General features: G+C 62.2%; 24 protein-coding genes. 14 read left to right on the top strand and 10 right to left on the bottom strand.

Annotated features, from left to right (window positions below):
• Positions 1-175: 175 nt before the first annotated feature.
• From FS777_RS09940 to FS777_RS09960, 5 genes are all read right to left on the bottom strand, one after another.
• Entirely contained in the window at positions 176-1246 is a 1071-nt protein-coding gene (locus FS777_RS09940; protein WP_372239217.1) for a DUF1615 domain-containing protein, read from the bottom strand.
• Positions 1247-1358: 112 nt separating this feature from the next.
• Positions 1359-2078, bottom strand: coding sequence for a thioesterase II family protein (locus tag FS777_RS09945; RefSeq protein ID WP_058637325.1), 720 nt, complete (start codon positions 2076-2078; stop codon positions 1359-1361).
• Positions 2075-2296: an MbtH family protein gene (locus FS777_RS09950; protein ID WP_028686977.1), complete on the bottom strand. Its 222-nt coding sequence runs from the start codon at positions 2294-2296 to the stop codon at positions 2075-2077. The genes FS777_RS09945 and FS777_RS09950 overlap by 4 nt, the downstream gene beginning before the upstream one ends.
• Positions 2297-2406: 110 nt before the next feature.
• Positions 2407-2808: a hypothetical protein gene (locus tag FS777_RS09955; RefSeq protein ID WP_023536132.1), complete on the bottom strand. Its 402-nt coding sequence runs from the start codon at positions 2806-2808 to the stop codon at positions 2407-2409.
• A 48-nt stretch (positions 2809-2856) separates the two neighbouring features.
• A complete protein-coding gene (locus FS777_RS09960) occupies positions 2857-3150 on the bottom strand; it encodes a DUF1330 domain-containing protein (protein ID WP_078478755.1) in 294 nt (97 codons plus the stop codon).
• Positions 3151-3225: 75 nt separating this feature from the next.
• On the opposite strand from FS777_RS09960, the gene ribBA reads away from it, so the two are divergent.
• The 7 genes from ribBA to FS777_RS09995 all read left to right on the top strand — a co-directional run bounded on the left by ribBA (position 3226) and on the right by FS777_RS09995 (position 11122).
• A complete protein-coding gene (gene ribBA, locus FS777_RS09965; protein WP_078478756.1) occupies positions 3226-4344 on the top strand; it encodes a bifunctional 3,4-dihydroxy-2-butanone-4-phosphate synthase/GTP cyclohydrolase II in 1119 nt (372 codons plus the stop codon).
• Between the two features lie 185 nt (positions 4345-4529).
• Positions 4530-5555: an ABC transporter substrate-binding protein gene (locus FS777_RS09970; RefSeq protein WP_078478757.1), complete on the top strand. Its 1026-nt coding sequence runs from the start codon at positions 4530-4532 to the stop codon at positions 5553-5555.
• A complete protein-coding gene (locus tag FS777_RS09975; RefSeq protein ID WP_058603884.1) occupies positions 5552-6469 on the top strand; it encodes an ABC transporter permease in 918 nt (305 codons plus the stop codon). Before FS777_RS09970 ends, FS777_RS09975 begins: the two co-directional genes overlap by 4 nt.
• 5 nt (positions 6470-6474) lie before the next feature.
• A complete protein-coding gene (locus tag FS777_RS09980) occupies positions 6475-7284 on the top strand; it encodes an ABC transporter permease (protein ID WP_023536057.1) in 810 nt (269 codons plus the stop codon).
• 18 nt (positions 7285-7302) lie between these two features.
• A complete protein-coding gene (locus FS777_RS09985; protein ID WP_078478758.1) occupies positions 7303-8451 on the top strand; it encodes an ABC transporter ATP-binding protein in 1149 nt (382 codons plus the stop codon).
• Between the two features lie 130 nt (positions 8452-8581).
• A complete protein-coding gene (locus FS777_RS09990; RefSeq protein WP_058637329.1) occupies positions 8582-9889 on the top strand; it encodes a substrate-binding domain-containing protein in 1308 nt (435 codons plus the stop codon).
• Between the two features lie 198 nt (positions 9890-10087).
• On the top strand, positions 10088-11122 hold the full coding sequence (locus tag FS777_RS09995; protein WP_078478759.1) for a TerC family protein: 1035 nt from the start codon (positions 10088-10090) through the stop codon (positions 11120-11122).
• Here FS777_RS09995 and FS777_RS10000 read toward each other — a convergent pair.
• A complete protein-coding gene (locus FS777_RS10000; RefSeq protein ID WP_078478760.1) occupies positions 11073-11405 on the bottom strand; it encodes a hypothetical protein in 333 nt (110 codons plus the stop codon). The two genes, FS777_RS09995 and FS777_RS10000, sit on opposite strands and share 50 nt — an antisense overlap.
• Positions 11405-11773, bottom strand: a complete 369-nt coding sequence (locus tag FS777_RS10005; RefSeq protein WP_058603880.1) for a histone-like nucleoid-structuring protein, MvaT/MvaU family — start codon at positions 11771-11773, stop codon at positions 11405-11407. Before FS777_RS10005 ends, FS777_RS10000 begins: the two co-directional genes overlap by 1 nt.
• Positions 11774-11950: 177 nt before the next feature.
• Here FS777_RS10005 and FS777_RS10010 point away from each other — a divergent pair, with 177 nt between their 5' ends.
• Positions 11951-12748 (top strand): OBAP family protein, encoded by a 798-nt coding sequence (locus FS777_RS10010; RefSeq protein ID WP_058637331.1) that lies wholly within the window; start codon positions 11951-11953, stop codon positions 12746-12748.
• A gap of 23 nt (positions 12749-12771) precedes the next feature.
• Here the strand turns inward: FS777_RS10010 and FS777_RS10015 are convergent, their stop codons facing one another.
• Positions 12772-14001 carry an acyl-CoA dehydrogenase gene (locus tag FS777_RS10015; RefSeq protein ID WP_078478761.1) on the bottom strand — a complete coding sequence of 410 codons (1230 nt, stop codon included), beginning with the start codon at positions 13999-14001 and terminating at the stop codon, positions 12772-12774.
• Between the two features lie 140 nt (positions 14002-14141).
• Between FS777_RS10015 and FS777_RS10020 the strand changes: the two genes are divergently transcribed.
• Positions 14142-15068, top strand: a complete 927-nt coding sequence (locus FS777_RS10020) for a LysR family transcriptional regulator (protein ID WP_058637333.1) — start codon at positions 14142-14144, stop codon at positions 15066-15068.
• A gap of 173 nt (positions 15069-15241) precedes the next feature.
• Positions 15242-16396 carry a cysteine desulfurase family protein gene (locus tag FS777_RS10025; protein ID WP_058637334.1) on the top strand — a complete coding sequence of 385 codons (1155 nt, stop codon included), beginning with the start codon at positions 15242-15244 and terminating at the stop codon, positions 16394-16396.
• A 22-nt stretch (positions 16397-16418) separates the two neighbouring features.
• On the opposite strand, the gene nfsB is transcribed toward FS777_RS10025, so the two are convergent.
• Positions 16419-17072: an oxygen-insensitive NAD(P)H nitroreductase gene (nfsB, locus tag FS777_RS10030; protein WP_145255286.1), complete on the bottom strand. Its 654-nt coding sequence runs from the start codon at positions 17070-17072 to the stop codon at positions 16419-16421.
• A 102-nt stretch (positions 17073-17174) separates the two neighbouring features.
• Here nfsB and FS777_RS10035 point away from each other — a divergent pair, with 102 nt between their 5' ends.
• Genes FS777_RS10035 through FS777_RS10045 form a run of 3 tightly spaced genes read left to right on the top strand, consistent with a single transcriptional unit; the run spans position 17175 to position 19627 of the window.
• Positions 17175-18116, top strand: coding sequence for a LysR family transcriptional regulator (locus FS777_RS10035; RefSeq protein ID WP_145255289.1), 942 nt, complete (start codon positions 17175-17177; stop codon positions 18114-18116).
• A gap of 45 nt (positions 18117-18161) precedes the next feature.
• The gene (locus FS777_RS10040; RefSeq protein ID WP_145255292.1) at positions 18162-18992 is read left to right on the top strand and encodes an AraC family transcriptional regulator; all 831 of its coding nucleotides are present in this window, start codon (positions 18162-18164) and stop codon (positions 18990-18992) included.
• 50 nt (positions 18993-19042) lie between these two features.
• Complete coding sequence (locus tag FS777_RS10045; RefSeq protein ID WP_058603872.1) at positions 19043-19627, top strand: LysE family translocator; 585 nt, start codon at positions 19043-19045, stop codon at positions 19625-19627.
• A gap of 27 nt (positions 19628-19654) precedes the next feature.
• On the opposite strand, the gene FS777_RS10050 is transcribed toward FS777_RS10045, so the two are convergent.
• Entirely contained in the window at positions 19655-20854 is a 1200-nt protein-coding gene (locus FS777_RS10050; RefSeq protein WP_145255295.1) for a sugar transporter, read from the bottom strand.
• Positions 20855-21052: 198 nt separating this feature from the next.
• Here FS777_RS10050 and FS777_RS10055 point away from each other — a divergent pair, with 198 nt between their 5' ends.
• The gene (locus tag FS777_RS10055) at positions 21053-22369 is read left to right on the top strand and encodes a hypothetical protein (protein ID WP_058637340.1); all 1317 of its coding nucleotides are present in this window, start codon (positions 21053-21055) and stop codon (positions 22367-22369) included.
• Positions 22370-22396: the final 27 nt, after the last annotated feature.

Below are 22396 nucleotides of genomic sequence, written 5' to 3' on the forward strand. Positions count from 1 at the left end.
CCGCGATGGGCTGCGCAGCAGTCCCAGGACTTCAGCTTCGCACCTTATATAGCTGGGGCCGCTATGCGGCCCATCGCGGTACAAGACCGCTCCTACACGGCGCTACAGCTTGCACTTGTCAAGTGATCGCTATTTAGCTATCGAGCGCGCACCGCAGTGAGCCACCCACACCCAATCACCGACGCATACACCGCTCATAACGCCCATCCACCCGCTCGGCAAACCAGGCAGTGGTCAGCTTGCGGGTGATCTTGGGGCTTTTCAGCTCGATGCCCGGCAGCACGGCCCGCGGCAATGCACGGCCGGCCTTGGCATCGGCCAGGGCAAACACCTCCCGGTATAGCCGGGTATCTTCAAAATCCAGTTCAGTTCCCTGCTCCAGCTGACTGCGAATCTGCGGGTTACGCAGGCCCAGCTGACGACCCAGCTGACGTGCTGCCCTTTCGGTGGTGCCGGGCATGATCGACCCAGGCGCAATCAGGTCACCGTCCAGCGCCAGGTCTGTCCCGGTAACCTGGCTGAGCGCCGCTTGAAACGCCGCATTCCGGCTGGCGTACCAACCGGCGTTGAAGTCGGCGAACCGATAGAGCTGACGCTCGTAGTTGGCGGGATAGCCCAATAGATGCGCAATCCCGAAGTACAGGCCACCACGGCGCGTGAACACTTCCTGTCGCACGCTGCCCTCGCGCGTGTAGGGATAGGCTTGCGCATGTTTCTCGGCAAAGTCGATGCTCACCTGCATCGGGCCGCCGGTATGTACCGGGTTGAGCCCCCCCAGCAAGGTACGGCCCAAAGGCACCCGCGCGATCACTTCATCGTACAGTTCGCTCAGCTGCTTCTCGGTGCGCACTGCCTGCAAGCGCTGTGCATAGGTCTTGCCATTGCCTGACGGGGTTTGCAGCGCGCCGTCGACCAGCATCCTGGGCACATGCACACGGGCAGCCCGCCGATTGATTTCCTCCCGGGCGATACGGCCCAGCTGGGGCACCTGGGGGTCGGCGTTGAAGGTGGACTCCTGCTCGGTCACAGCCAGTACCGCGCACAGGTTGCGCCTGGAGGGCTCGATACCCTGTGCCTGGAACGCCTTCTGGATATCAGCGGCCCAGCCAGCGCGATCACCGGCATTGGCGGGCAATAGTCGCATCAGTTCGGCGCGCACCTGCGCAGGGTCAGCTTGGGGTACGGACGCTCGGTGCCCCGTACACCCTTGCAACATGGTCAAGGCCAGAACGCCTGCGACCAGCATGCGCCCGTTCAGAGGGATGCTCCTGCCAACGTGCGCACAGAGGGATCGATCAGCATGGTCTGTCCTGAGGGTTGAAATGCCCTAGCCTCGCCGACCCTGGGCAAGACGTCAATCAACCCGTCAGCCGCAGCGGTTCCAAGGCGCTGGTCAATGCCGCCAGCACGCCTGGCTCATGGTCATGGATGAAGAAGTGACCGCCAGGAAACATCTGCAGCGAAAAGGAGCCCTGTGTTTCGTGCTGCCAGGCCTGTAGCTGCTCGTGGCTGGCCCGATCCTCTTCGCCACCCAGTACGAGCAACGGGCAGCCAAGCGCGGGCCGCTGACGATACGCATAGGTCCCGCACAGCAGGAAGTCGGCCCGCAGTATCGGCAGTGTCAGGCTCATCAATTCGTCATTGGCAAGCACTTGTTCTGGAGTGCCTTGCAGCTCACGCAATTCATCGATCAGCTCGGTGTCGGACTTCGGCTCGCGCCAGCGCTGGCCGTCGTAGTCTTCCCGGCGAGTAGGCGCGGCAGTGCCGCAGGCGAACAGCGCCAGCGGTGGCGGGCAACCAAGCGCCTGCAGCTCATGGGCCAGTTCAAAGGCCAGCAGCGCACCCAGGCTATGGCCGAGCAAGGCATAGGGCGTACTGGTCGCCAACCGCTGCTCTTGGGCCAGCTGCCGGGCCAGTCCCTGCATGTCGGTGTGCAGCGCCTCGGCCATGCGTGCGCCGCGCCCGGGCAATTCCACTGGCCGAACCTGCAACCACGCCGGCAGCGCGCGGCGCCACCGGCTGTACACCATCGCACTGGCCCCCGAATACGGCAGGCACAGAAGATTGATCACCGTCACTGCGCGCCAGCTTCAGCCATTTTCTGACGCAGGCTGAGTGGGCGCATGTCGGTCCACACCTCGTCGATGTAGGCCAGGCAGTCCTTTTTCAGCCCTGCCTTGCCCACCGCCCGCCAGCCCTCGGGAATCGCCTTGTATTCCGGCCAGATCGAATACTGTTCTTCGTGATTGACCACGACCTGGAACTGGATGTCTTCACGGTCGAAAACTGAAGTCATGTTGCCTGCCTCCTTGAGTGGGATTACCCCTGCGCACGCGGTGCAGGGGAACTTTCAAGTAGACGTGCAGGGCGTGGAAAAAATTAGGCGACTGGGTGAGGCCGGTTCGGTCAGGTATCGCGCAGCAGATCGTGGGTATCGAGCAGGCGGAAGGCAACCTGCGGATTTCGTTCGAGCCCCTTGCGAATGGCCGCCGGTATGGCCTGGCGCGTCTTGCGGCACAACCCAGGCTGATCGTCCAGTTCGATGACGATCCCGCGCATGGTGCGCACTTCATGGTGGCCCGGTGCGATGTGCAGCCGGATGCCCAGGTTGTCATACAGCCGGCGTTGCAGGCGATAGAGGTCCTCGATGTCCTGAAGATTTTCCAGGCGTTCGAGCAGGCGCTTTTCTTCCTGCCGGGTGAGCAGCAGGATGCGCCGGGCCGGCTCGCACTCGGTGGCCAGCTGATCGCGACCGCAAATGCAGGCACCGGGCGGGCAAGGTTGGCGCAACGGGACAGGGTTGGTCATTGCCCAAGCATAGCCAGAATTGCGGCGCCTGCTCCAGGCCCGTTGGCATCAGGGCGCGACGCCCTCGACGATTATCACCTCGGCGCACGCCGCACCTTGGCGCAGGCCGCAGGCTTGCTGATAAAGGTCGGAGCGATAGCAGGCCACGGCCTGGTCATAGGAGTCGAATTCGATGACCACGCTGCGTTGCGGCGTAGGCCGCCCTTCCATGGCCTCACTGCGCCCGCCCCTGGCCAGAAAGCGCCCGCCGTAGGCCTGGAAGGCCGCCGGAGCACGCTGTGTGTACTGCTGATAGTGGACCGGGTCGGTCACGTCCACATGGGCAATCCAGTAGGCTTTCATCCGCTTGTCTCCTGCGCTGGGCATTTGTGTATGATGGTATACCATAAGCAATTAATCTCAGCACGAGCACCTGACATGCCTTTCAATACCATCGATGAAATTCTCCAGGATTATCGGCAAGGCAAGATGGTCTTGCTGGTGGACGACGAAGATCGGGAGAACGAGGGCGACCTGCTGATCGCCGCCCAATACTGCGACGCGCAAGCCATTAATTTCATGGCCAAGCAAGCCCGTGGCCTGATCTGCCTGACGCTGACGGATGAGCATTGCCAGCGCCTAGGCCTGGAACAGATGGTTCCGGCCAACGGCAGCATGTTCAGCACCGCCTTCACCGTCTCGATCGAGGCTGCGACCGGTGTCACCACGGGCATTTCCGCCGCCGATCGCGCACGCACCGTGGCAGCTGCCATGGCCGCTGACGCTTGCCCGGAGGACCTGGTACAGCCTGGGCATATTTTCCCGTTGCGCGCTCGCGAAGGCGGTGTCCTTACCCGTGCAGGGCACACAGAGGCCGGTTGCGACCTGGCCCGCCTGGCAGGCTTGAGCCCGGCGTCGGTCATTGTCGAGGTGCTCAACGACGACGGCACCATGGCACGTCGGCCTGAACTTGAGGCCTTTGCGGCCCGCCACGGCATCAAGATCGGCACCATTGCCGACCTCATCCATTACCGGCTGAGCACTGAGCAGACCATCAAGCGTATCGGAGAGCGTGAGCTGCCCACGGTGCATGGCACCTTCCGCCTGGTCACCTATGAAGACCGTATCGACGGCGGCGTGCACATGGCCATGGTCATGGGCCAATTGCGCCGTGAAACGCCTACGCTGGTGAGGGTGCACGTGATCGATCCGCTACGCGACCTGGTCGGCGCCGAGTGGGCGGGCCCGGCCAACTGGACGTTGTGGGCGGCATTGCAGAAAGTGGCTGAGCAAGGAACAGGCGTGGTCGTGATCCTGGCCAACCACGAATCCTCCCAGGCGCTGCTCGAGCGTGTGCCCCACTTGACCCAACCCCAGCGCCCCTACCAGCGCGGGCAGTCGAAGGTGTACTCGGAGGTCGGCACCGGTGCGCAGATTCTTCAAGACCTGGGCGTGGGCAAGCTTCGCCACCTGGGTCCGCCCTTGAAATATGCAGGCTTGGCGGGCTACGAACTGGAAGTGGTGCAAAACATACCCTTCGAGCCAATGACCGGCTGATTGCAGCGCCTGCATGGCCATCAACCAGATGATGGCCGGTAGCCTGCTGCTACTTGCGAAAAGTTTGGAATACCATAATATGACATTCCGTAGACCTTGAATGTGTAACCGCTGCTCCCCGAATACTGTTGGCGGGCGCACCACAAGCCCTGCCTCGAATAACAAAAAGCAACGAGGGCGTAATCATGCTGTTGAGCAAACGTGTAACCGCAGTGCTGTCGGCCAGCCTCCTGACACTGGCCTGCCAGGCCACTCAGGCGGCTGAAAGCCTGAACTTTGTAAGCTGGGGCGGAACGACCCAGGATGCTCAGAAGCAAGCGTGGGCAGCCCCGTTCAGTAAGGCCACCGGCATCAAGGTGGTGCAGGACGGCCCGACCGACTACGGCAAGCTCAAGGCGATGGTCGAAAGCGGCAACGTGCAGTGGGACGTGGTCGACGTCGAGGCTGACTTCGCCCTGCGCGCCGCCAGCGAAGGCCTGCTCGAGCCCCTGGACTTTTCCCAGATCCAGCGCGACAAGATCGACCCGCGCTTCGTTTCCGATCATGGCGTGGGTTCGTTCTTCTTCTCCTTCGTGCTCGGCTACAACGAAGGCAAGCTCGGTGCCAGCAAGCCAACCGACTGGACCGCACTGTTCGACACCAAGACCTACCCCGGCAAGCGCGCCCTCTACAAATGGCCAAGCCCAGGCGTACTGGAACTGGCGCTGCTGGCCGATGGCGTGGCGCCCGACAAGCTCTACCCGCTGGACCTGGATCGCGCCTTCAAGAAGCTCGACACCATCAAGCAAGACATCGTCTGGTGGGGCGGCGGCGCGCAGTCGCAACAACTGCTGGCCTCGGGTGAAGCCTCCCTCGGCCAGTTCTGGAATGGCCGCGTCTACGCCCTGCAGCAAGACGGCGCCCCTATAGGGGTGAGCTGGAAGCAGAACCTGGTCATGGCCGATTTCCTGGTCGTTCCCAAAGGCGCCAAGAACAAGGATGCGGCGATGAAGTTCCTGGCCAACGCCAGCAGCGCCGAAGGTCAAGCCGAATTCGCCAACAAGACGGCCTACGCCCCGGTCAACACCGACAGCGTCGCCAAGCTGGACAAGGACCTGGCTCCGAACCTGCCGACCGCCTATGCGCAGGATCAGGTCACCCTGGACTTTGCCTACTGGGCCAAGAACGGCCAGGCCATCGCGGCCCGCTGGAATGAGTGGCTGGTCAAATGAAAGTCGCGATCAATGCCCTGCATAACGCCCAAGGTGCCCCTTCGGGCACCGGTGCTCCCGGAGCCAGGCCACGGCGCGCCTCCCTGAGCCAGCGCTGGAAGGGCAGCCGCAACCTGCTGCCAGCCTTGCTGTTCCTGGGCCTGTTTTTCTTCGCACCGTTGGTTGGCCTGTTACTGCGCGGCGTGCTCGAGCCTACGCCTGGTCTTGGCAACTATGAACAGCTGTTCGCCAACTCGGCCTATGCCCGGGTGTTGTTCAACACCTTTTCGGTGGCAGGGCTGGTCACGCTGATCAGCGTACTGCTGGGCTTTCCGCTGGCCTGGGTGATCACGCTGGTACCCAAGGGCTGGGGCCGGTGGCTGCTTAACATCGTCCTGCTGTCGATGTGGACCAGCCTGCTGGCGCGCACCTACTCCTGGCTGGTGCTGCTGCAAAGCTCGGGGGTCATCAACAAAATGCTGATGGCAATGGGCATCATCGACAGCCCACTTGAGATGGTGCACAACCTCACAGGCGTGGTGATCGGCATGAGCTACATCATGATCCCGTTCATCGTGCTACCGCTGCAGGCAACCATGCATGCCATCGACCCGATGGTGCTGCAGGCAGGCTCGGTGTGCGGTGCCAGCCCGTGGACCAACTTCTGGAAGGTGTTCTTGCCGCTGTGCCGGTCGGGGCTGTTCTCCGGGGCGTTGATGGTGTTCGTCATGTCGCTGGGGTACTACGTCACCCCGGCGTTGCTGGGCGGGGCGCAGAACATGATGCTGCCTGAATTCATCATCCAGCAGGTGCAGTCGTTCCTCAATTGGGGCCTGGCCAGCGCGGCGGCTGCCTTGTTGGTGGTCATCACCCTGGTGCTGTTCTACCTGTACCTGAAGCTGCAGCCGGAATCCCCGGTTGGCACTGCGAGGTAAACCACATGCTCTTGTCTCCCAATGCCATGGGCCGGCCGCTTCGCACCGGCCTGTACCTGACCACCGGTGTAATTGCCGCCTTCCTCTTGCTGCCGGTGGTCTTCATCGTGCTGCTGTCGTTCGGTTCGTCCCAATGGCTGGTGTTTCCACCGCCCGGCTGGACGTTCAAATGGTACGGGCAGTTCTTTTCCAACCCTGAGTGGATGGACGCAGCCCTGGCCAGCCTCAAAGTCGCCGTGCTCACCACCGTTGCGGCAGTGCTGCTGGGCCTGCCCACGGCCTTCGCCCTGGTGCGCGGGCGCTTCCCGGGGCGCGAGCTGCTGTACGGCCTGTTCACCATGCCGATGATCGTGCCCCTGGTGATCATCGCCGTAGCGGTGTACGCCCTGTTCCTCAAGCTGGGCTACACCGGGACCTTGTTCGCCTTCGTGGTGAGCCACGTGATCGTCGCCCTGCCCTTCACCATCATCTCCATCATCAATTCCCTGAAGCTGTTCGACCAGTCGATCGAGGACGCCGCCGTCATCTGCGGTGCCTCGCGCCTGCAGGCCATCTTCAAGGTGACCTTCCCGGCCATCCGGCCTGGGATGATCGCCGGCGGGTTGTTCGCGTTTCTGGTGTCCTGGGATGAAGTGGTGCTGAGCGTGATGATGGCCAGCCCCGACCTGCAGACACTGCCGGTAAAAATGTGGACCACCCTGCGCCAGGACCTCAGCCCGGTGATCGCCGTGGCATCGACCTTGCTGATCGGTCTGTCGCTGCTTGTGATGTTCCTTGCCGCCGCCCTGCGCCGGCGTGCCGAAACCAACGCCTGAGCGCGCGGAGATTAACCCATGAGTGCAGTGATCCAAGACAACGCGCGTGGCAAGGCTCTGGTCAGCCTGCGCGGCCTGAACAAGCATTACGGCGACTTCACCGCCGTGGACAACCTGGACCTGGATATTCAGGAAGGCGAATTTCTGACCTTCCTGGGTTCCAGCGGCTCCGGCAAGTCCACCACCTTGTCGATGCTGGCTGGCTTCGAGACTCCCAGCAGCGGCCAGATACTCGTTGAGGGCCAGTCGCTGGTCAACGTGCCGCCGCACAAGCGCGACATCGGCATGGTGTTTCAGCGCTATTCGCTGTTTCCGCACCTGAACGTGCGCGACAACATTGGCTTCCCCCTGGCCATTCGCAAGCTGGGTACGGTTGAAACACGCAAGCGTGTCGATGCCATGCTCAAGCTGGTGCAACTGGAGCCTTTCGCTCACCGCAAGCCCTCGCAGATGTCCGGCGGACAACAGCAACGCGTGGCCATTGCCAGGGCGCTGGTCTACGAGCCGCGTATCCTGCTGATGGACGAGCCGCTGGGTGCCCTGGACAAGAAGTTGCGTGAAGACCTACAGGATGAACTGCGCCAGTTGCACCGGCGTCTTGGCATTACCATCGTCTACGTCACCCATGATCAGGAAGAGGCCATGCGCCTGTCCCAGCGCATCGCGATCTTCAGCCATGGCAAAATCGTGGGCCTTGGCAGTGGCTACGACCTTTACCAGAACCCGCCCAACGCGTTTGTAGCCTCGTTCCTGGGCAACTCCAACTTCCTGCGCATCAAGGCCAACAGCAATGGCGCAGGCAGCTTCGAAGGCCAAAGCGTCGCCATTCGCCTGACCCCAGGCCTGGGCCAAGATCAGGATGCCCTGATCATGGTGCGGCCTGAGAAAGCCCTTGCCCTGACTGCACAGCAAGCTGCCGAGCAACCGTTGCCTGCCGGCTGGAACGAAGTCAGCGCCAAGGTCGGCGAGGTGTTGTTCCTCGGTGAAAGCCAAACCTGTCATGTGGTCACCGCAGGCGGTACCTCGTTGACGGTCAAGGCTTTGTCGGCGGCAGGCATGCCGATGCAGCCGGGCGACACCGTCAAGGTACGCTGGGCGGTGGCCGATGCGTGTATCTATACCCAGTGGGCAGAAAGTGACCTGAGCAAATCGGCCGGCGCTCACTGATCCAGGCGCCGCTGATCGTCCGTGCGCAAGTGCCTGCGCACGGCCGCCTGGCGACGTTGCCGCCTTGTCATCACACCATCACGCCACTGCCTTACGCTGCGGCCATTCCCACCGTGAAGGCCCAATCAGCATGGCCCGCCTGCTCGTCTTCCTGTTGACCGTGCTGCCGATGATGGCCTGGGCCGAGCCCGTGCACCTGCGCATCCAAGGCTCCAACACCCTGGGCAGTGCCCTGCTACCGGCGTTGGTACGGGCGCAGCTGCGTGCCGAGCACGCTACCCAGGTGCAAGTCCACAGCGGTAAGGCGGACAACGAGTCAGTGATCGCGGCGACCCGCGCTGACGGTGTAGACATTCAGGTCGATATCGCGGCGCATGGCTCAAGCACGGGCTTTGATGCCTTGGCTCGGGGCGAGGCTGACCTGATCGCCGCCTCTCGCCCGATCAGTGACAGCGAAGCACGGCAGCTGCAGGCATTTGGCGACTTGCGCTCCCCTGCAGCTGAACATGTCATCGGGCTGGACGGTGTCGCCATCCTCGTCAATCCCGCCAACCCCTTGTCTGAGTTGTCCCTGGATCAAATTGCGCAGGTTTTCAGCGGGCAGGTACGGCGCTGGGAGCAACTCGGGGTGGCCGGTGGCGACATCCACCTGTACGCCAGGGACGAGCGCTCCGGGACGTTCGAAACGTTCAGGTCACGGGTCCTGGCGCCTAAGCAGGTCAACCTGGCGCCGACAGCCAGGCGTTTTGAAGCCGGCGATCGTCTGGCCGCCCAAGTAGCAGTCGATCGCCAGGCCATCGGGTTTACCGGGCTTTCGACCCTCCACGGGACCAAGGTACTGGCAGTGGCCGATGGCACCGCTGCGGCGCTGCTGCCCGAACGCGCCTTGGTGGCCAGTGAGGTCTATCCGCTGTCACGCCGCCTGTTCCTGTATCTGCCCACTCCCCCAAGCCCTCAGGCCGCTGCATTGATCGACTTCATCCAGAGCCCCGCCGGTCAGGCCATCGTGGCCGAGCAAGGCTTTGTGTCACAGCAGATCGTGGCCCAGCGCGTGGCGCCTGTTGCGAACATGCCTGCCCAGTATCGGGCGCTGGCAGAGCACGCTCAGCGGTTGAGCGTGAACTTGCGCTTTCAACCGGGCAGTGCCGCCCTGGACAGCAAGGCTACCCAGGATGTGCAGCGGGTCATCGAGTACCTGAACCAGGCCGGCAAGCCGCATCGCAAGGCCGTACTGGTGGGCTTCGGCGACCCCAAGGACACACCGGGGCGCGCTGCCCTGCTCTCGCGCCTGCGCGGCGAGGCGGTACGCCAGGCACTGGCGCGCGGGGGTATCGAGGTGCTGGAAGTGGCGGGGTTAGGTGACCAGATGCCGGTGGCGGGTAACGAGATGGAGCAGGGCCGCTTGCGCAACCGTCGCGTCGAGGTCTGGGTCTATTGAGGCTTGCCGCACGGCATCAAGACTGGAGGGGTCAGCGCCTCCCAAGCCCTTCGCAAAAAAATGTAACAGCTGCTCATTCGGCGTGCCCCGCAAACGGATCTACGCTCAAGCCTAAGTGATACCGGGCCCCTCTGACGGTTGCCAGCCGCCATGTCGGATCACTGTTGCCACGCAACGTCGACCGATCAGGAGGGGCTCATGACAGCTCTGCACACCTTTCTCACAACACCTTTTCTCGGCACCAGCGCTTGGCTGTGGCTGGTTTTTGTCGCCATCGTCGTCGGCTTGCTGGTGCTCGACCTGGGCGTGCTGCATCGCCATGACCGCGAAATCGAAATGCGCGAAAGCCTGCTGCTGTATTCAGGCTACTTCGGCGTCGGCGTGCTGTTCGGCGTCGGTGTTTGGTACTACCTGGGCGCGCAACCGGCACTGGAGTTCTATACGGGGTTTCTCGTCGAGCAGTCGTTGTCGATGGATAACGTCTTCGTGATGGCGATGATCTTCAGCTATTTCGCCGTTCCCCGACGCTATCAGCACCGCGTGTTGTTCTGGGGGATTCTCGGCGTGGTGGTGTTGCGCGCGATCATGATTGGCGTCGGCGCGGCCTTGGTGCAGAACTTTGCCTGGGTACTTTATCTCTTCGGCGCCTTCCTGCTTTTTACCGGCGTGAAAATGGCGCTATCCAGGGAAGACAGTCAGCCGGACCTGGCCAACAATCCGATTCTGAAGTTTGTAAGGCGTCACATGCGGGTAACCGATCAAATCCACGGCTCGAAGTTTTTCGTGCACGTTACGCCCAGTGGGGAAAGCAATGCCGTGCGCCACGCTACGCCGCTGTTTCTTGCGCTTGTTTTGATTGAACTGGCTGACCTCGTATTTGCCGTGGACAGCGTCCCGGCGATATTCGCCATCACCCAGGACCCTTTCATCGTCTACACATCCAATATCTTTGCCATCTTGGGCCTGCGTTCACTGTACTTTGCCTTGTCGGCACTGATGCACCGTTTCGTGTACTTGAAGTATGCGCTGGCGCTCGTGCTGATCTTCATCGGCTGCAAGATCTTCTACCACGGCATGGTGGGCAAGGTGCCCGCCCTATTGTCGCTGGGCGTCACGTTCGGGCTGTTGCTGGGCGGTGTGCTGGTGTCGCTGATAAAAACCCGCGGTCAAGCCAAGGCCCCGGTTACTGAGCTGGATCAAGCGATTGAAACCACTCGGCATAAGGAGTATTGACCGCCATGCGCCGGTTGAAGTCCGGGCTCCCGTCGCCCCACCAGACGGGGCCACGCTCCCCCAGCGCGACCTTTGCCGCCTGAACCTGGGCACGGGCGCGAGCAAGCTGATCGGGTTCGTCGTTGGCCTTTGCGTCCTTTACCGCTCTGCGCGCGTCCATCAAGGCATGCACCCAGTGCTGACGCAGAGCGTCGGACAGGGAGGGATCGGTGCAGCGCCACAAGCGCCCCCGGACAACGAAATAGCGGCCGTCCGGGGTAGTGGGATAACGTTGGGTGGGCATTACTTGGCCAGCCAGTTTTCCACTTCATCAGCGCCGTGTTCGGCCTTCCATGCCTTGAGCTTGGTGTGATTGCCACCTTTGGTCTCAATGACTTCACCGGTGTGTGGGTTCTTGTACTGCTTGACCTGCCGAGCACGACGTGGCGCTTTCTGGGCCGCAGCAGGCGCAGCGGGCCGTTGACCGTTTTTCGGGTCGAGCAGGTTGACGATATCGCGCAAACTGTATTCGTACTTGGCCAGCAGATTTCGCAGTTTGGTTTCAAACTCGATTTCTTTTTGCAGCTCAGGGCTACCTTTCATGGCTTCCAGCTCTGCAAGTTGGGCAGCCAATTTCTGTTCCAGTTGACGAAACTCTGCAAGACGAGACATGGGGACGTTTCCTTTTCAGTACGACGGGCAATGAAACTTCAGTAACTTGTTAGTGCAGTCGAACATAGGCTTGGTTCAACCGGCTTGACTAACTAGACAGCATTACCGTCTGTCCGTCAAAGAAAATGTTAGTGCCCGGCAAGCGGTCTGTTGCGCACACCCTGCGGAGACTCAATCATGCCCAACCCTTCCCTCGGCCTTCTTGGCTTATGTTTGGCCAGCGCCCTGCTCGCAGGTTGCTCAGGGGCCAAAACCGCATCGCCCGTGCAAACACCCGGCGCCCCAATAAAACCCGGCACGCAATGGCTTGAAAAAGGCGCGGCGCTGTTACAGGCCAAACCGCCTATTGACGCACTGAATGCCTACCTGGATGGTTTTCACTTCTATAACGGCCATCCTGATATTCAAATGGAAGCGCATCATTACTGTGCGATCCTCAACGAAGACGTCATTCAGTGCGTGATCTACGATGGCAGCACGGCCACGGCCAAAATCATGGGCGTGGAGTACATCATCGATCAGAAGTTGTTCGCCCGGTTACCCGCCAAGGAAAAAGCGCTGTGGCACAGCCACGGGTTTGAAGTGTCCTCTGGCCAGTTGGTGGCGCCCGGTATCCCTGCGCCTGCCGAACATGCCTTGATGAAACGCCTGGCCACCACCTACGGCAAGACGTGGCATACCTGGCATACCGACCAGGACAAGTCACTGCCGATGGGCGTGCCGCAACTGATGATGGGCTTCACTGCGGACGGTCAGGCAGACCCGGCGATGGTCGAGCAGCGCAACCGTCGCCTAGGCATCGATACCGCCCAGACGCGCAAGCAGCGCGCTGATATTGACATTCCTACGCCCGACGCTGACGCCGACAGTTGGCAGAAAGGCGTCATCATTCAGTTGGATGACCCGACTGGCGCGCATTTGCACAAACCTGCCACCACTACGCCTGCCGATACCAACAGCCGCTCGGCCCGTTGAGCCTGGCGGCATGAACCCAGCAATCAGCGTTGGGCCGCTGAGCCTGACGCAGGCAGATACCTGCCGATTTCGTACTTGCCGATCGCTGCCCGGTGCACTTCATCGGGCCCGTCGGCCAGGCGCAGGGTGCGCTGCATGGCGTACATGTAGGCTAACGGAAAATCAGCGCTCACCCCCGCACCACCGTGCAACTGGATCGCCCGATCGATTACGCGCAGCGCAACATTCGGTGCTACCACCTTGATCTGGGCGATCTCGCTGCGGGCCACCTTGTTGCCCACGGTGTCCATCATATAGGCCGCTTTGAGCGTGAGCAGGCGTGCCATGTCGATGTCCATGCGCGAATCGGCAATCTTGTCGACGTTCCCGCCCAGCCGCGCCAGTGGCTGACCGAACGCAGTCCGGGCAACCGCGCGCTTGCACATCAGCTCCAGAGCCCGTTCGGCCATGCCGATGGACCGCATGCAATGGTGGATGCGTCCAGGCCCCAATCGGCCTTGGGCGATCTCGAACCCCCTGCCCTCTCCTAGCAGCACGTTCTCCAACGGCACCCGCACGTTTTCGAACACCACCTCGGCATGGCCATGGGGGGCGTCGTCGTAGCCAAATACCGGCAGAGGTCTGAGCACCCTCACACCGGGTGTATCCATCGGCACCAGAACCATCGAGTGTTGTTGGTGCCGCGGGCCTTTCGGGTTGGACAGGCCCATGAAGATCAGAACCTTGCACCGCGGGTCACATGCGCCGGAGGTCCACCACTTGCGGCCGTTGATGACCCATTGGTCCCCTTCGCGCACTGCTGTAGCCGCCATGTTGGTGGCATCCGAAGACGCCACATCGGGCTCGGTCATGGCGAATGCCGAGCGGATTTCACCCCGCAACAAAGGCTCCAGCCACTGCTGCTTCTGCGCGGCCGTACCGTAGCGCACCAGCACTTCCATGTTTCCTGTGTCCGGTGCCGAGCAGTTGAACGGCTCCGGGCCCAACAATGAACGGCCCATGATCTCGGCCAGTGGGGCGTACTCCAGGTTGGTCAGCCCTGCGCCGTATTCGGATTCAGGCAGAAAGAGGTTCCACAAGCCCTCCTCGCGTGCCTTGATTTTCAGCGATTCCATGATGGCGGTAGGCTGCCAACGATCGCCTTCGGCAACTTGGCGTTCGAATACGGACTCGGCTGGATAGACGTAGGCATCCATGAAGGCAGTCACGCGCTCGCGCAGCGCTTGCACCTTGGGCGAATAGGCGAAATCCATTGGCGGGTTCCTTCAGGGTCGAATGACATTAGGGCAAGCCTAGGGCAGGCGCTGGTCATCCACCTAGTCTATTTTCGGCGTGTATTAACATTCATAACCGATATATGATCGGCCGATAATTCCAAGAACGAGCGGCGCTCATGAATCTCAGCAAGGTCGATCTCAACCTGTTCATCGTCTTCGATGCGATCTACACCGAAGCCAACCTCACCCGTGCCGGGCAGATCGTCGGCATCACCCAGCCTGCCGTGTCCAATGCATTGTCCAGGCTGCGTGAAACCTTCAACGACCCGCTGTTCGTACGGACCGCCCAGGGCATGGTGCCAACACCCATGGCGCAGAACATCATCGGCTCGGTCCGCAGCGCGCTGGCATTGCTACGCACCTCGGTGCAGGAAAGCCGGACGTTCAACCCCCTGCAAGCGAGCAAGACGTTTCGCATCAGCATGACCGACCTGACCGAGGCTGTGATCCTGCCGCCGCTGTTCCAACGCCTGCGTCGCCTGGCGCCTGGGGTGCTGATCGAGAGTTTCCTGTGCAAGCGCCGGGAAACCACCAAGGAGCTTGCCGCAGGGCGACTGGACTTCGCCATCGACGCCCCCCTCAACACCGACCCTCAAGTGCGGCACATCAAGTTGATGCAGGACCGCTACGTCTGCGCCCTGCGCCAAGGTCACCCGCTGGCCGACAGGGCATTGAGCCTGGATGGGTACCTTGGCATGACCCATATCCACATTTCCAGCCGCCGCAACGGGCTGGGTTACGTGGACCTTGCGCTGGGCAAGATGGGCGTGCAGCGCAAGGTGGCCCTGCGCTCACAGCATTACCTGATGGCCTCGCAAGTACTGCAGCAAACCGACATGGTGATGACCGTGCCAGAGCGTTTCGCCCGCCGTCACCAGTTGTGCTACAAGCCCCTGCCTGTGGAGGTGCCGGCGTTGGAGACGCACCTGTACTGGCATGAAAGCACTGACCAGGACCCAGCGAACCGCTGGATGCGCGAGCAGATTACCGAGTTGTGCGAGCGGGTAGTCAGCGAAGAGGAACGGACTCTCAACGGTCAATGAGAAGAGACCGTCTGAGTGTCGAGACAAGGGTGGGAATATTTTTTTCGTTATGCCCGATCCGGAGAATGCTTTTGCAAAATGGTCTTAAAACGCCCTGATTTAGAGCAAAAGTCTCTTCGTGACGCAGTTAATCTTGTTCAGGCACCCTCGCTCTCTTGCCAATGGACCTGCTTATGTCTGACGCCCCTCTCTACTTCGATTACGCTGCCACTACCCCGGTCGACGATCGAGTGATCCAGACCATGCTTGGATGCCTCGGTCGGCATGCCCATTTTGGTAACCCGGCCTCGAGCGGGCATATCTATGGCAGGGCAGCGCGCGATGCAGTCGAACTGGCCCGTGAGCAGGTGGCCGAACGCGTGGGGGCGCCGCCGGCGTCACTGGTATGGACATCCGGGGCTACCGAGTCCAACAACCTGGCGCTCAAAGGCGTCGCGCAGGGACTGGGCCAGCCTGGGCATTTGCTTACCAGTCAGCTAGAGCACAAAGCCGTTCTGGACACCGCAGCCGAACTGGAGCGCCAAGGCTGGGCGGTGACCCGACTGCAACCTGATCCATCAGGCCTGATCCATCCGGCCATGGTTCAGGACGCGCTGCGTGCCGATACGCGCCTGGTGTCGCTGATGGCGGTGAACAATGAATTGGGCACAGTCACCGACATCGCTGCCATCGGCGAGCGGGTGCGGGCGCACGGCGCCGTGTTCCACGTGGACGCAGCTCAGGCGGTAGGCAAGCTGGCCATCGACCTGGCTAGCCTGCCCGTTGACCTGATGTCCTTTTCCGCCCACAAGGTGTATGGCCCCAAAGGCATCGGTGCGCTGTTCGTTGGCCCGCGCGCGCGCGCCGGCATGCGTGCCCAACTGCATGGGGGGGGTCATGAGCAAGGCTTGCGCTCCGGTACCCTGGCCACGCATCAGATCGCGGGCATGGGCAGCGCGTTTGCCCTGGCCGGCCAACCAGGCGATGGCGAGTACCAGCGCTTGGCGCAGCTGGCCAAGCGCCTGCGCGAGGGCCTATTGGCCCTGCCCGGCATCACGCTCAACGGCTGCGCTACCCAGCGCGTGCCGCACACCCTGAACCTGTGTATCGATCAGGCAAGGTTCAACAGCGCGGCGCTCGCCACACAACTGGCGCTGTCGACCACCTCGGCCTGCAATTCAGCGAACAATGCGGCATCCCACGTCCTGCTGGCGCTGGGGTTGGACGAGCGCCGTGCCCGTAACAGCATTCGCCTGAGCGTTGGCAGGTTCACCACCGAGGCGCAAGTCGACAAGGCCATTGCGGTATTGGCCTCGGCACTGACCACGGCCAGCGCTGCACTCTGGTGAACCACGCCAGCCGGGCATGCCTTTACAGGAAGGTGAATACCTTGGATGCCGGGAGCCGCGATTTGCTTAACCCGGCATTGAAGTCGGTTTCACTGCGATAGCCCAGGCTCAGCAGCACTACGCTGGTGAAGCCTTGTTCGCGCAAGCCAAGCTCGGCATCCAGGCGCTGGCTATCGAAGCCTTCGATGGGGGTAGCGTCCAGGCCCAGGGCAGCGGCGCCCAGCAAGGCTGTACCCAAGGCAAGATAGGTTTGCTTTTCCATCCAATGCTGCAGGTCCTTGCGCTCGTAACGATGCAGGTCGGCGTAGTGGCGTCGGCTGTTGTCCTGCGCCGCCTTGGCCTGCTCATCGCGAAAACGCCCGTCGAGTGACTCCTGGGCGAGCACGGCCTCCAGGTGCGCCTGGGTCATGTCGGTGCGCGTGCAAAAAACGATGACATGGGAAGCATCGCGCAATTTGGGCGAATTGTAGGCGTAGTCGGTGTCGGTACTCATGGTCAGGCGGGCTTTGGCAGCTTCGCTCTGGGCAACGACGAAATGCCAGGGCTGGGAATTCACCGAAGATGGGCTGTGACGCAATTGCTCGAGCAAGGCATCGACCGTGGCTTGGGGAATTTGACGCGATGCATCGTAGGCTTTGGTGGTGTAGCGGCGCTTGGCCAGCGAGACGGTATCCATGGGCAATTCCGGACGTCGAGAGAAAAGGAATGCCCATGGTATCTTTCCTGCCACAAATAAAAACCGGCACAATCGAGCAACACTTTCACCTCTGGAGTGACAATGTTGCGTCTTGCCGACCTCGAACTGTTCGTGCGCAGCAGCGCGCTGGGCAGCTTCACCGCAGCTGCCATCGAAGCGAACCTGTTGCCCGGCCAGGTGGCGGCCGCCATCAAGCGGCTGGAGCGTGATCTGGACGTACGTCTGTTCGTTCGCACTACCCGCAGCCTGCGCCTGACTGCCGAGGGCGAGCGCTACCTGCCGACTGCCGTGAACGTGCTGGAAAGCCTGCGTCGCGGGCATGACGATTTGCATGGCAATACCACCGCCCTGCGCGGCACCTTACAGGTTTCAGCACCCTCGGACCTGGGCCGCAACATGCTGCTGCCCTGGCTCAGCGCGTTTCGCCGGGCGCACCCGGCCTTGCACCTGCGGTTCATGCTGTCCGACCAGATTGCCGACCTGAACCGTGATCCGGTGGACGTTGCCGTGCGTTACGGCCTGAACCAGGACGCCAACTACATCGCCCTCCCCCTGGCCGACTGGAACCAGCGCGTCCTGGTCGCCTCCCCCGATTACCTGGCCCGCCACGGCCGACCGCAGACGCCCGAGGCACTGCATGCCCATGACTGCTTGTTGTACATGCAGCACGGTCGGGTGTACGACAAGTGGCAACTTGGCCAACGCACGGTGCACGTGAAAGGGCCACTGATCAGTGATGACGCCGATGTGATTCGCCGCCTAGCGGTACTTGGCGAGGGAATCGTCTACAAGTCGTGGCTGGATGTCAGTGATGACCTCGCCTGCGGCAGGCTGGAAATCGTCCTGCCTCAATGGCCGGGCGAGCCGACACCTGTCACGCTGGTATGCCCGCACCGCAAGCAGCTCACCCCCGCCGTCACGCAACTGCACCAGTGGCTGCGCCAGCGGTTCGATGCACTGCAGCCGGCAGCCAGGCTCGGCAGTTGCACAAATCTTCCAGACACCTGTAGCCGAGGGCGCTAGGCTTCTTGTACAGCCTAAGCATCAGCATGCACACAGCGAGCCCCCATGAGTAACTGGATCGACCTCAAGCAGGACGCCGAGACCGGCATCGAGTCGATCCGCGCCCATTTCGTCGGTCATGCCTACGACCCCCATTGGCACGAGAGCTTTCTGGTAGGCGTCACCGAGCAAGGGGTCCAGCAATTCAATTGCCGGCGGGTCAGGCACCATAGTGTGCCGGGGCAAGTCTTCATGCTTGAACCTGGGGACCTGCACGACGGGCTCGCGCCCACTGAAGAAGGTTTTACCTACTCCACGCTCTACCTGGAGCCGGACTGGCTGGAGCAGCAGTTGCGCCTGCTATTCGAACAGGCGCCGCGTGATGCCTTGCCCCGTTTCGCCGACACGCTGACCCAGGACCTGCAGCTTGGCCAAGCCACCGCGTTTGCCTTCAATGCCCTGCATGCACACGAACTGCTCATCGTAAGGCAGTCAGCCATCGACGCCTTGCTCGCCTGCCTCACACGCCACCTGCACTGGCGCAAGCGAGTCGATCCAGACCCGCGCTTGCCGCTCACGGCGCAACGGGCCCGCGATTATCTGCATGACAACCTCGCACGGGATGTTGGCCTCCAAGAGCTGGCGACTGCCTGTGGCATCGACCGTTACCGCTTGACCAGAGCCTTCAAGGCAGCATTCGGGCTCGCCCCGCATGCGTACCTCATCCAGCTGCGCCTGGCCAGGGCCCGGCGTTTGCTTGCCAGCGGGGCCAGCCCTTCAGACGTAGCTGTCACCTTGGGCTTTGCCGATCAGAGCCACCTGGGCCGCTGGTTTCGGCGGGCCTATCAGCTCACCCCGGCATACTACCGCAAGCGCTGCTCAATCCTTCCAGACTGAGGCGATGCAAATGGCGAGCATTGGGGCTGACACCAAAGGAGCCCTAGCACATGACGCATTCTTTTCTGCCATTCGTTGCATTTGCCCTGGTTGCCAGCATCAGCCCAGGACCGACCAATCTGCTTATCCTTGCCCAAGGCGCCCGACATGGCCTGCGCAGCACGCTGGTGCCCATCCTGGCGGCATGCCTGGCCGCTGCGGCCACTGTGTTGCTGGTTGGCATGGGGCTGGGTCAATGGTTGACGCGCCACCCACAAGCCCAGCATCTGATGATGTGGGCCGGAGTGTTGTGGTTGAGCTGGCTGGCCTGGCAACTGCTGCGCAGCACTGGCGTTACCGGCGCGCCAGCCCAGGCGCGGGTGTTCACGGCAGTGGACGCGGCAACGCTGCAGGTGATCAACCCCAAGGTGTGGCTGATGGCCGTGTCCGTAATCGGCGTATTTGCCGCGCCAGGCCTGGCGGTGTGGCAACTGGCACTGGTGTTCCTGGTGATCGCACTGCCGTGCATGACGCTGTGGGCGGTGCTGGGCGCAGGCAGTGCGGCCTGGCTGCAAACGCCACGCCGCCTGCGCGTGTTCAACCAGGCCCTGGGCGGCCTGCTCTTGCTCTCAGCGTGGGCTGCGGTATTGAGCTGAGCAGCCTTGTTGCCCGCAAAGCCAGACTCAATGGGTCAGCGCGTCGCGAAAGCGGCGGGTACTGCCCACTGCCAGCAACAAGCCGACCACTGCCACGCTGCCCCCGACCAGGCCGATATTGGCCACGCCCAGGTAGCTGCTGACGATACTGCCCAGCAATGCACCACCGCCGATGCCGATGTTGTAGATGCCGGAAAACAACGCCATGGCCACATCCGTGGCGTCGGAGGCCAGCTTCAAGGTGCGTGACTGCAATGACAGGCTGAAGCTCAAGATCGCCACACCCCAGCACATGCTCAGCACGGCGAACGCATGGAAGCTGCCGGACAATGGCAAGAGCAGCAGCAAGCAGACTGCCAGCATGCCGATCGAGCCCACCAGAAAACCTTGGGGAAAACGGTCGCTGTAGCGGCTGAACAGGAACGAGCCGAACACACCTGCGCCGCCAAACAACAGCAAGACCAATGTAGTGCGCTCACCGCTGATCTGCGCGACATGCAGGGCGAACGGCTCGATATAGCTGTAGGCGGTAAACTGCGCCGTGATCACCAGCGTCACCAGCAGGTAGGTGATAACCAGCGCAGGCCGCTTGAACAGTATCGGCAGGCTGCGCAACGATCCCGAATTCTGGCTCGGCAACAACGGCAGCGACTTCATCAGGCACAGCATGGTCGCCAGCGCCACCCCTGCGATGCTCAGGAAGGTGACGCGCCACCCCAGCGCCTCGCCCACCACGCGCCCCAGGGGGATGCCAAGCACCATCGCCAGCGTCGTGCCGGTGGCCAACAGGCCCAGCGCCTTGGCCTGCTGCCCAGGGTGCGCGACGCGCACCGCAAGCGAGGCAGTAATGGCCCAGAACACGGCGTGCGCCAAGGCTATGCCGATGCGGCTGAGCAGCAGCATCGCAAAACTCTGCGACAGCCACGACAGCAGATGGCTGACGATGAACACCAGAAACACGAACAACAGCAGGCGCCGCCGCTCGATGTTGCGTGTCATCAACATCATCGGCAGTGACGCCAATGCCACGACCCAGGCATAGATGGTCAGCATCAGCCCCACTTGCGCGGTGGTCATGTCGAAGCTGCGGCCAATGTCGCTGAGCAGCGCCACCGGCACGAACTCGGTGGTGTTGAAGATAAAGGCAGCCAACGCCAGAGCGATGACGCTCAGCCAGCTGCCGCCGCCTACTGTGGGCGGCAAGTGGTCAGGTAAGGGTCCGTTCATGGCGTGAAACCGGTTCTCCACAGGCAAGGCAAGACCACGCACGTCCGGCCCCGGCAAGGAGCGGTATGAGCGTGTGTCTTATTAAAATTGGGGACGCAGGCATGGTACGCGTCATGCTCGGGCCTCACAACCGCCGTACCGAAGGCGTACCATGCGCAATCTCGGATACTGGCGCACATCAAGGAGTTCCACCCACTCATGGACAAGCAGCATCCCCAGCAGCAATGGCAGCAGGCCGTTATCACCTACGCCCAGGCGGTCAACGACTATGTCGCACAAGGCAGTGCGCACGGCTGGGAGCAGCTCGAAGAACCCCGGCACCCTGCCACCGAACACTTGCTGGACGCCTGGCGCGCCGCCTTGCGCAAGGTCAACCAGCCGACCGTCGAGGAGCACCAGCGCCAGGCATTTCGCCAGGCTTGGCCGCCAGCCCATGCGCCCTTGTTGCCCCTGCTCGACACCCATGGTCAGGGTATCGCCACGTTGCTGCTGCTCGATGACGGGAGCCTGCTCGCACGGATCGGCATGCCCCACGAGAAAGGCCAGGTGGTGCGTATCGATGGTTATACCGTGACACCCATCATCGGCGTCGAGCATTTCGGCCGTTGCCCGGCTCGACGCTTCTTCGCCCTGGCCAACGCCGAGGGTGTGCGCGTGACCGATGGATGGGGCGGCCCACAGGTGCGGCGGCTGGCGTGGCCTACCGGTTTGGAGGGGTTGCCCAAAGGCTATCCGTTCGAGCCTTTCGACCTGCCCCCCATTGCGACTGCATTGATACCCTTCCCCGATGGGCAACAGGTGCTGCTGATCAGCGACGAGGGCATTTTCGTGCTCTCTGAGCAGGGCGCGAGCCGGCTGCTGCCGCGCCAGGAGCAGGTCGAGCAAGCGCTGGCAGAGGGCACGGACCCCGATGACATCATCCTGGGCCTGAGCATGGCCCATGGCGCTGTATCGCCCGACGGGCAATGGGTCGTGGTAGGCGAGCAAGCCAACCGACACCAGGTGCTGGACCGTCAGTTAACGCCTGTTGCCAGTATCGGACCGGCCAGCGAATACCCGCACTACGCCTTGTTCAACCGTACCGGGGACCAGTTGCTGCTCAATGCCTGTCACTTCTACAGCGGTGCGTCGCTGGCCGTCAGGGTGAGCGACCTGGAGGGCCTGGATACGGATTACTACAGCCAGGACCCCCGCACGCCGGTGGTGCAGGAAGGCGCACGGATCTACGCAGGCGTGGCGCGCCAGGACGAGTACATCGTCGGCGATGCCTATGGTTATTTACGGGCTTTTGGGGAAGACGGTGGCGAACGCTGGCAGCACTATCTAGGTTCTACCATCAGCGCAATGGACATCAGCGAGGATGGTCGAACCCTCGTTGCCGCAAGCCATGCGGGGTTCATCTCGGTGATCGCGCTCGACAGTGGCCGACCTGATTGGCAGATCGGTACAGGCCCGCATGGCGAGGTCCGCCGCTGGCTGTTCTGGAAAGGTGGGGACAAGCCGCTGGCCTGGTAAGGCCAGCAACAGGACCTGCACCGTTTG

The sequence above is a fragment of the Pseudomonas sp. DE0157 genome (genome assembly GCF_007678615.1).
GTDB classification, from domain to species: Bacteria; Pseudomonadota; Gammaproteobacteria; order Pseudomonadales; family Pseudomonadaceae; genus Aquipseudomonas; species Aquipseudomonas parafulva_B.

Excerpts from the sequence above, each read along its gene's own strand:
- FS777_RS09940 (WP_372239217.1), bottom strand. The coding sequence starts at position 1,246 with ATGCTGGTCGCAGGCGTTCTGGCCTTGACCATGTTGCAAGGGTGTACG.
- FS777_RS09950 (WP_028686977.1), bottom strand. The coding sequence starts at position 2,296 with ATGACTTCAGTTTTCGACCGTGAAGACATCCAGTTCCAGGTCGTGGTC.
- FS777_RS09955 (WP_023536132.1), bottom strand. The coding sequence starts at position 2,808 with ATGACCAACCCTGTCCCGTTGCGCCAACCTTGCCCGCCCGGTGCCTGC.
- FS777_RS09960 (WP_078478755.1), bottom strand. The coding sequence starts at position 3,150 with ATGAAAGCCTACTGGATTGCCCATGTGGACGTGACCGACCCGGTCCAC.
- ribBA (WP_078478756.1), top strand. The coding sequence starts at position 3,226 with ATGCCTTTCAATACCATCGATGAAATTCTCCAGGATTATCGGCAAGGC.
- FS777_RS09970 (WP_078478757.1), top strand. The coding sequence starts at position 4,530 with ATGCTGTTGAGCAAACGTGTAACCGCAGTGCTGTCGGCCAGCCTCCTG.
- FS777_RS09975 (WP_058603884.1), top strand. The coding sequence starts at position 5,552 with ATGAAAGTCGCGATCAATGCCCTGCATAACGCCCAAGGTGCCCCTTCG.
- FS777_RS09980 (WP_023536057.1), top strand. The coding sequence starts at position 6,475 with ATGCTCTTGTCTCCCAATGCCATGGGCCGGCCGCTTCGCACCGGCCTG.
- FS777_RS09985 (WP_078478758.1), top strand. The coding sequence starts at position 7,303 with ATGAGTGCAGTGATCCAAGACAACGCGCGTGGCAAGGCTCTGGTCAGC.
- FS777_RS09990 (WP_058637329.1), top strand. The coding sequence starts at position 8,582 with ATGGCCCGCCTGCTCGTCTTCCTGTTGACCGTGCTGCCGATGATGGCC.
- FS777_RS09995 (WP_078478759.1), top strand. The coding sequence starts at position 10,088 with ATGACAGCTCTGCACACCTTTCTCACAACACCTTTTCTCGGCACCAGC.
- FS777_RS10000 (WP_078478760.1), bottom strand. The coding sequence starts at position 11,405 with ATGCCCACCCAACGTTATCCCACTACCCCGGACGGCCGCTATTTCGTT.
- FS777_RS10005 (WP_058603880.1), bottom strand. The coding sequence starts at position 11,773 with ATGTCTCGTCTTGCAGAGTTTCGTCAACTGGAACAGAAATTGGCTGCC.
- FS777_RS10010 (WP_058637331.1), top strand. The coding sequence starts at position 11,951 with ATGCCCAACCCTTCCCTCGGCCTTCTTGGCTTATGTTTGGCCAGCGCC.
- FS777_RS10015 (WP_078478761.1), bottom strand. The coding sequence starts at position 14,001 with ATGGATTTCGCCTATTCGCCCAAGGTGCAAGCGCTGCGCGAGCGCGTG.
- FS777_RS10020 (WP_058637333.1), top strand. The coding sequence starts at position 14,142 with ATGAATCTCAGCAAGGTCGATCTCAACCTGTTCATCGTCTTCGATGCG.
- FS777_RS10025 (WP_058637334.1), top strand. The coding sequence starts at position 15,242 with ATGTCTGACGCCCCTCTCTACTTCGATTACGCTGCCACTACCCCGGTC.
- nfsB (WP_145255286.1), bottom strand. The coding sequence starts at position 17,072 with ATGGATACCGTCTCGCTGGCCAAGCGCCGCTACACCACCAAAGCCTAC.
- FS777_RS10035 (WP_145255289.1), top strand. The coding sequence starts at position 17,175 with ATGTTGCGTCTTGCCGACCTCGAACTGTTCGTGCGCAGCAGCGCGCTG.
- FS777_RS10040 (WP_145255292.1), top strand. The coding sequence starts at position 18,162 with ATGAGTAACTGGATCGACCTCAAGCAGGACGCCGAGACCGGCATCGAG.
- FS777_RS10045 (WP_058603872.1), top strand. The coding sequence starts at position 19,043 with ATGACGCATTCTTTTCTGCCATTCGTTGCATTTGCCCTGGTTGCCAGC.
- FS777_RS10050 (WP_145255295.1), bottom strand. The coding sequence starts at position 20,854 with ATGAACGGACCCTTACCTGACCACTTGCCGCCCACAGTAGGCGGCGGC.
- FS777_RS10055 (WP_058637340.1), top strand. The coding sequence starts at position 21,053 with ATGGACAAGCAGCATCCCCAGCAGCAATGGCAGCAGGCCGTTATCACC.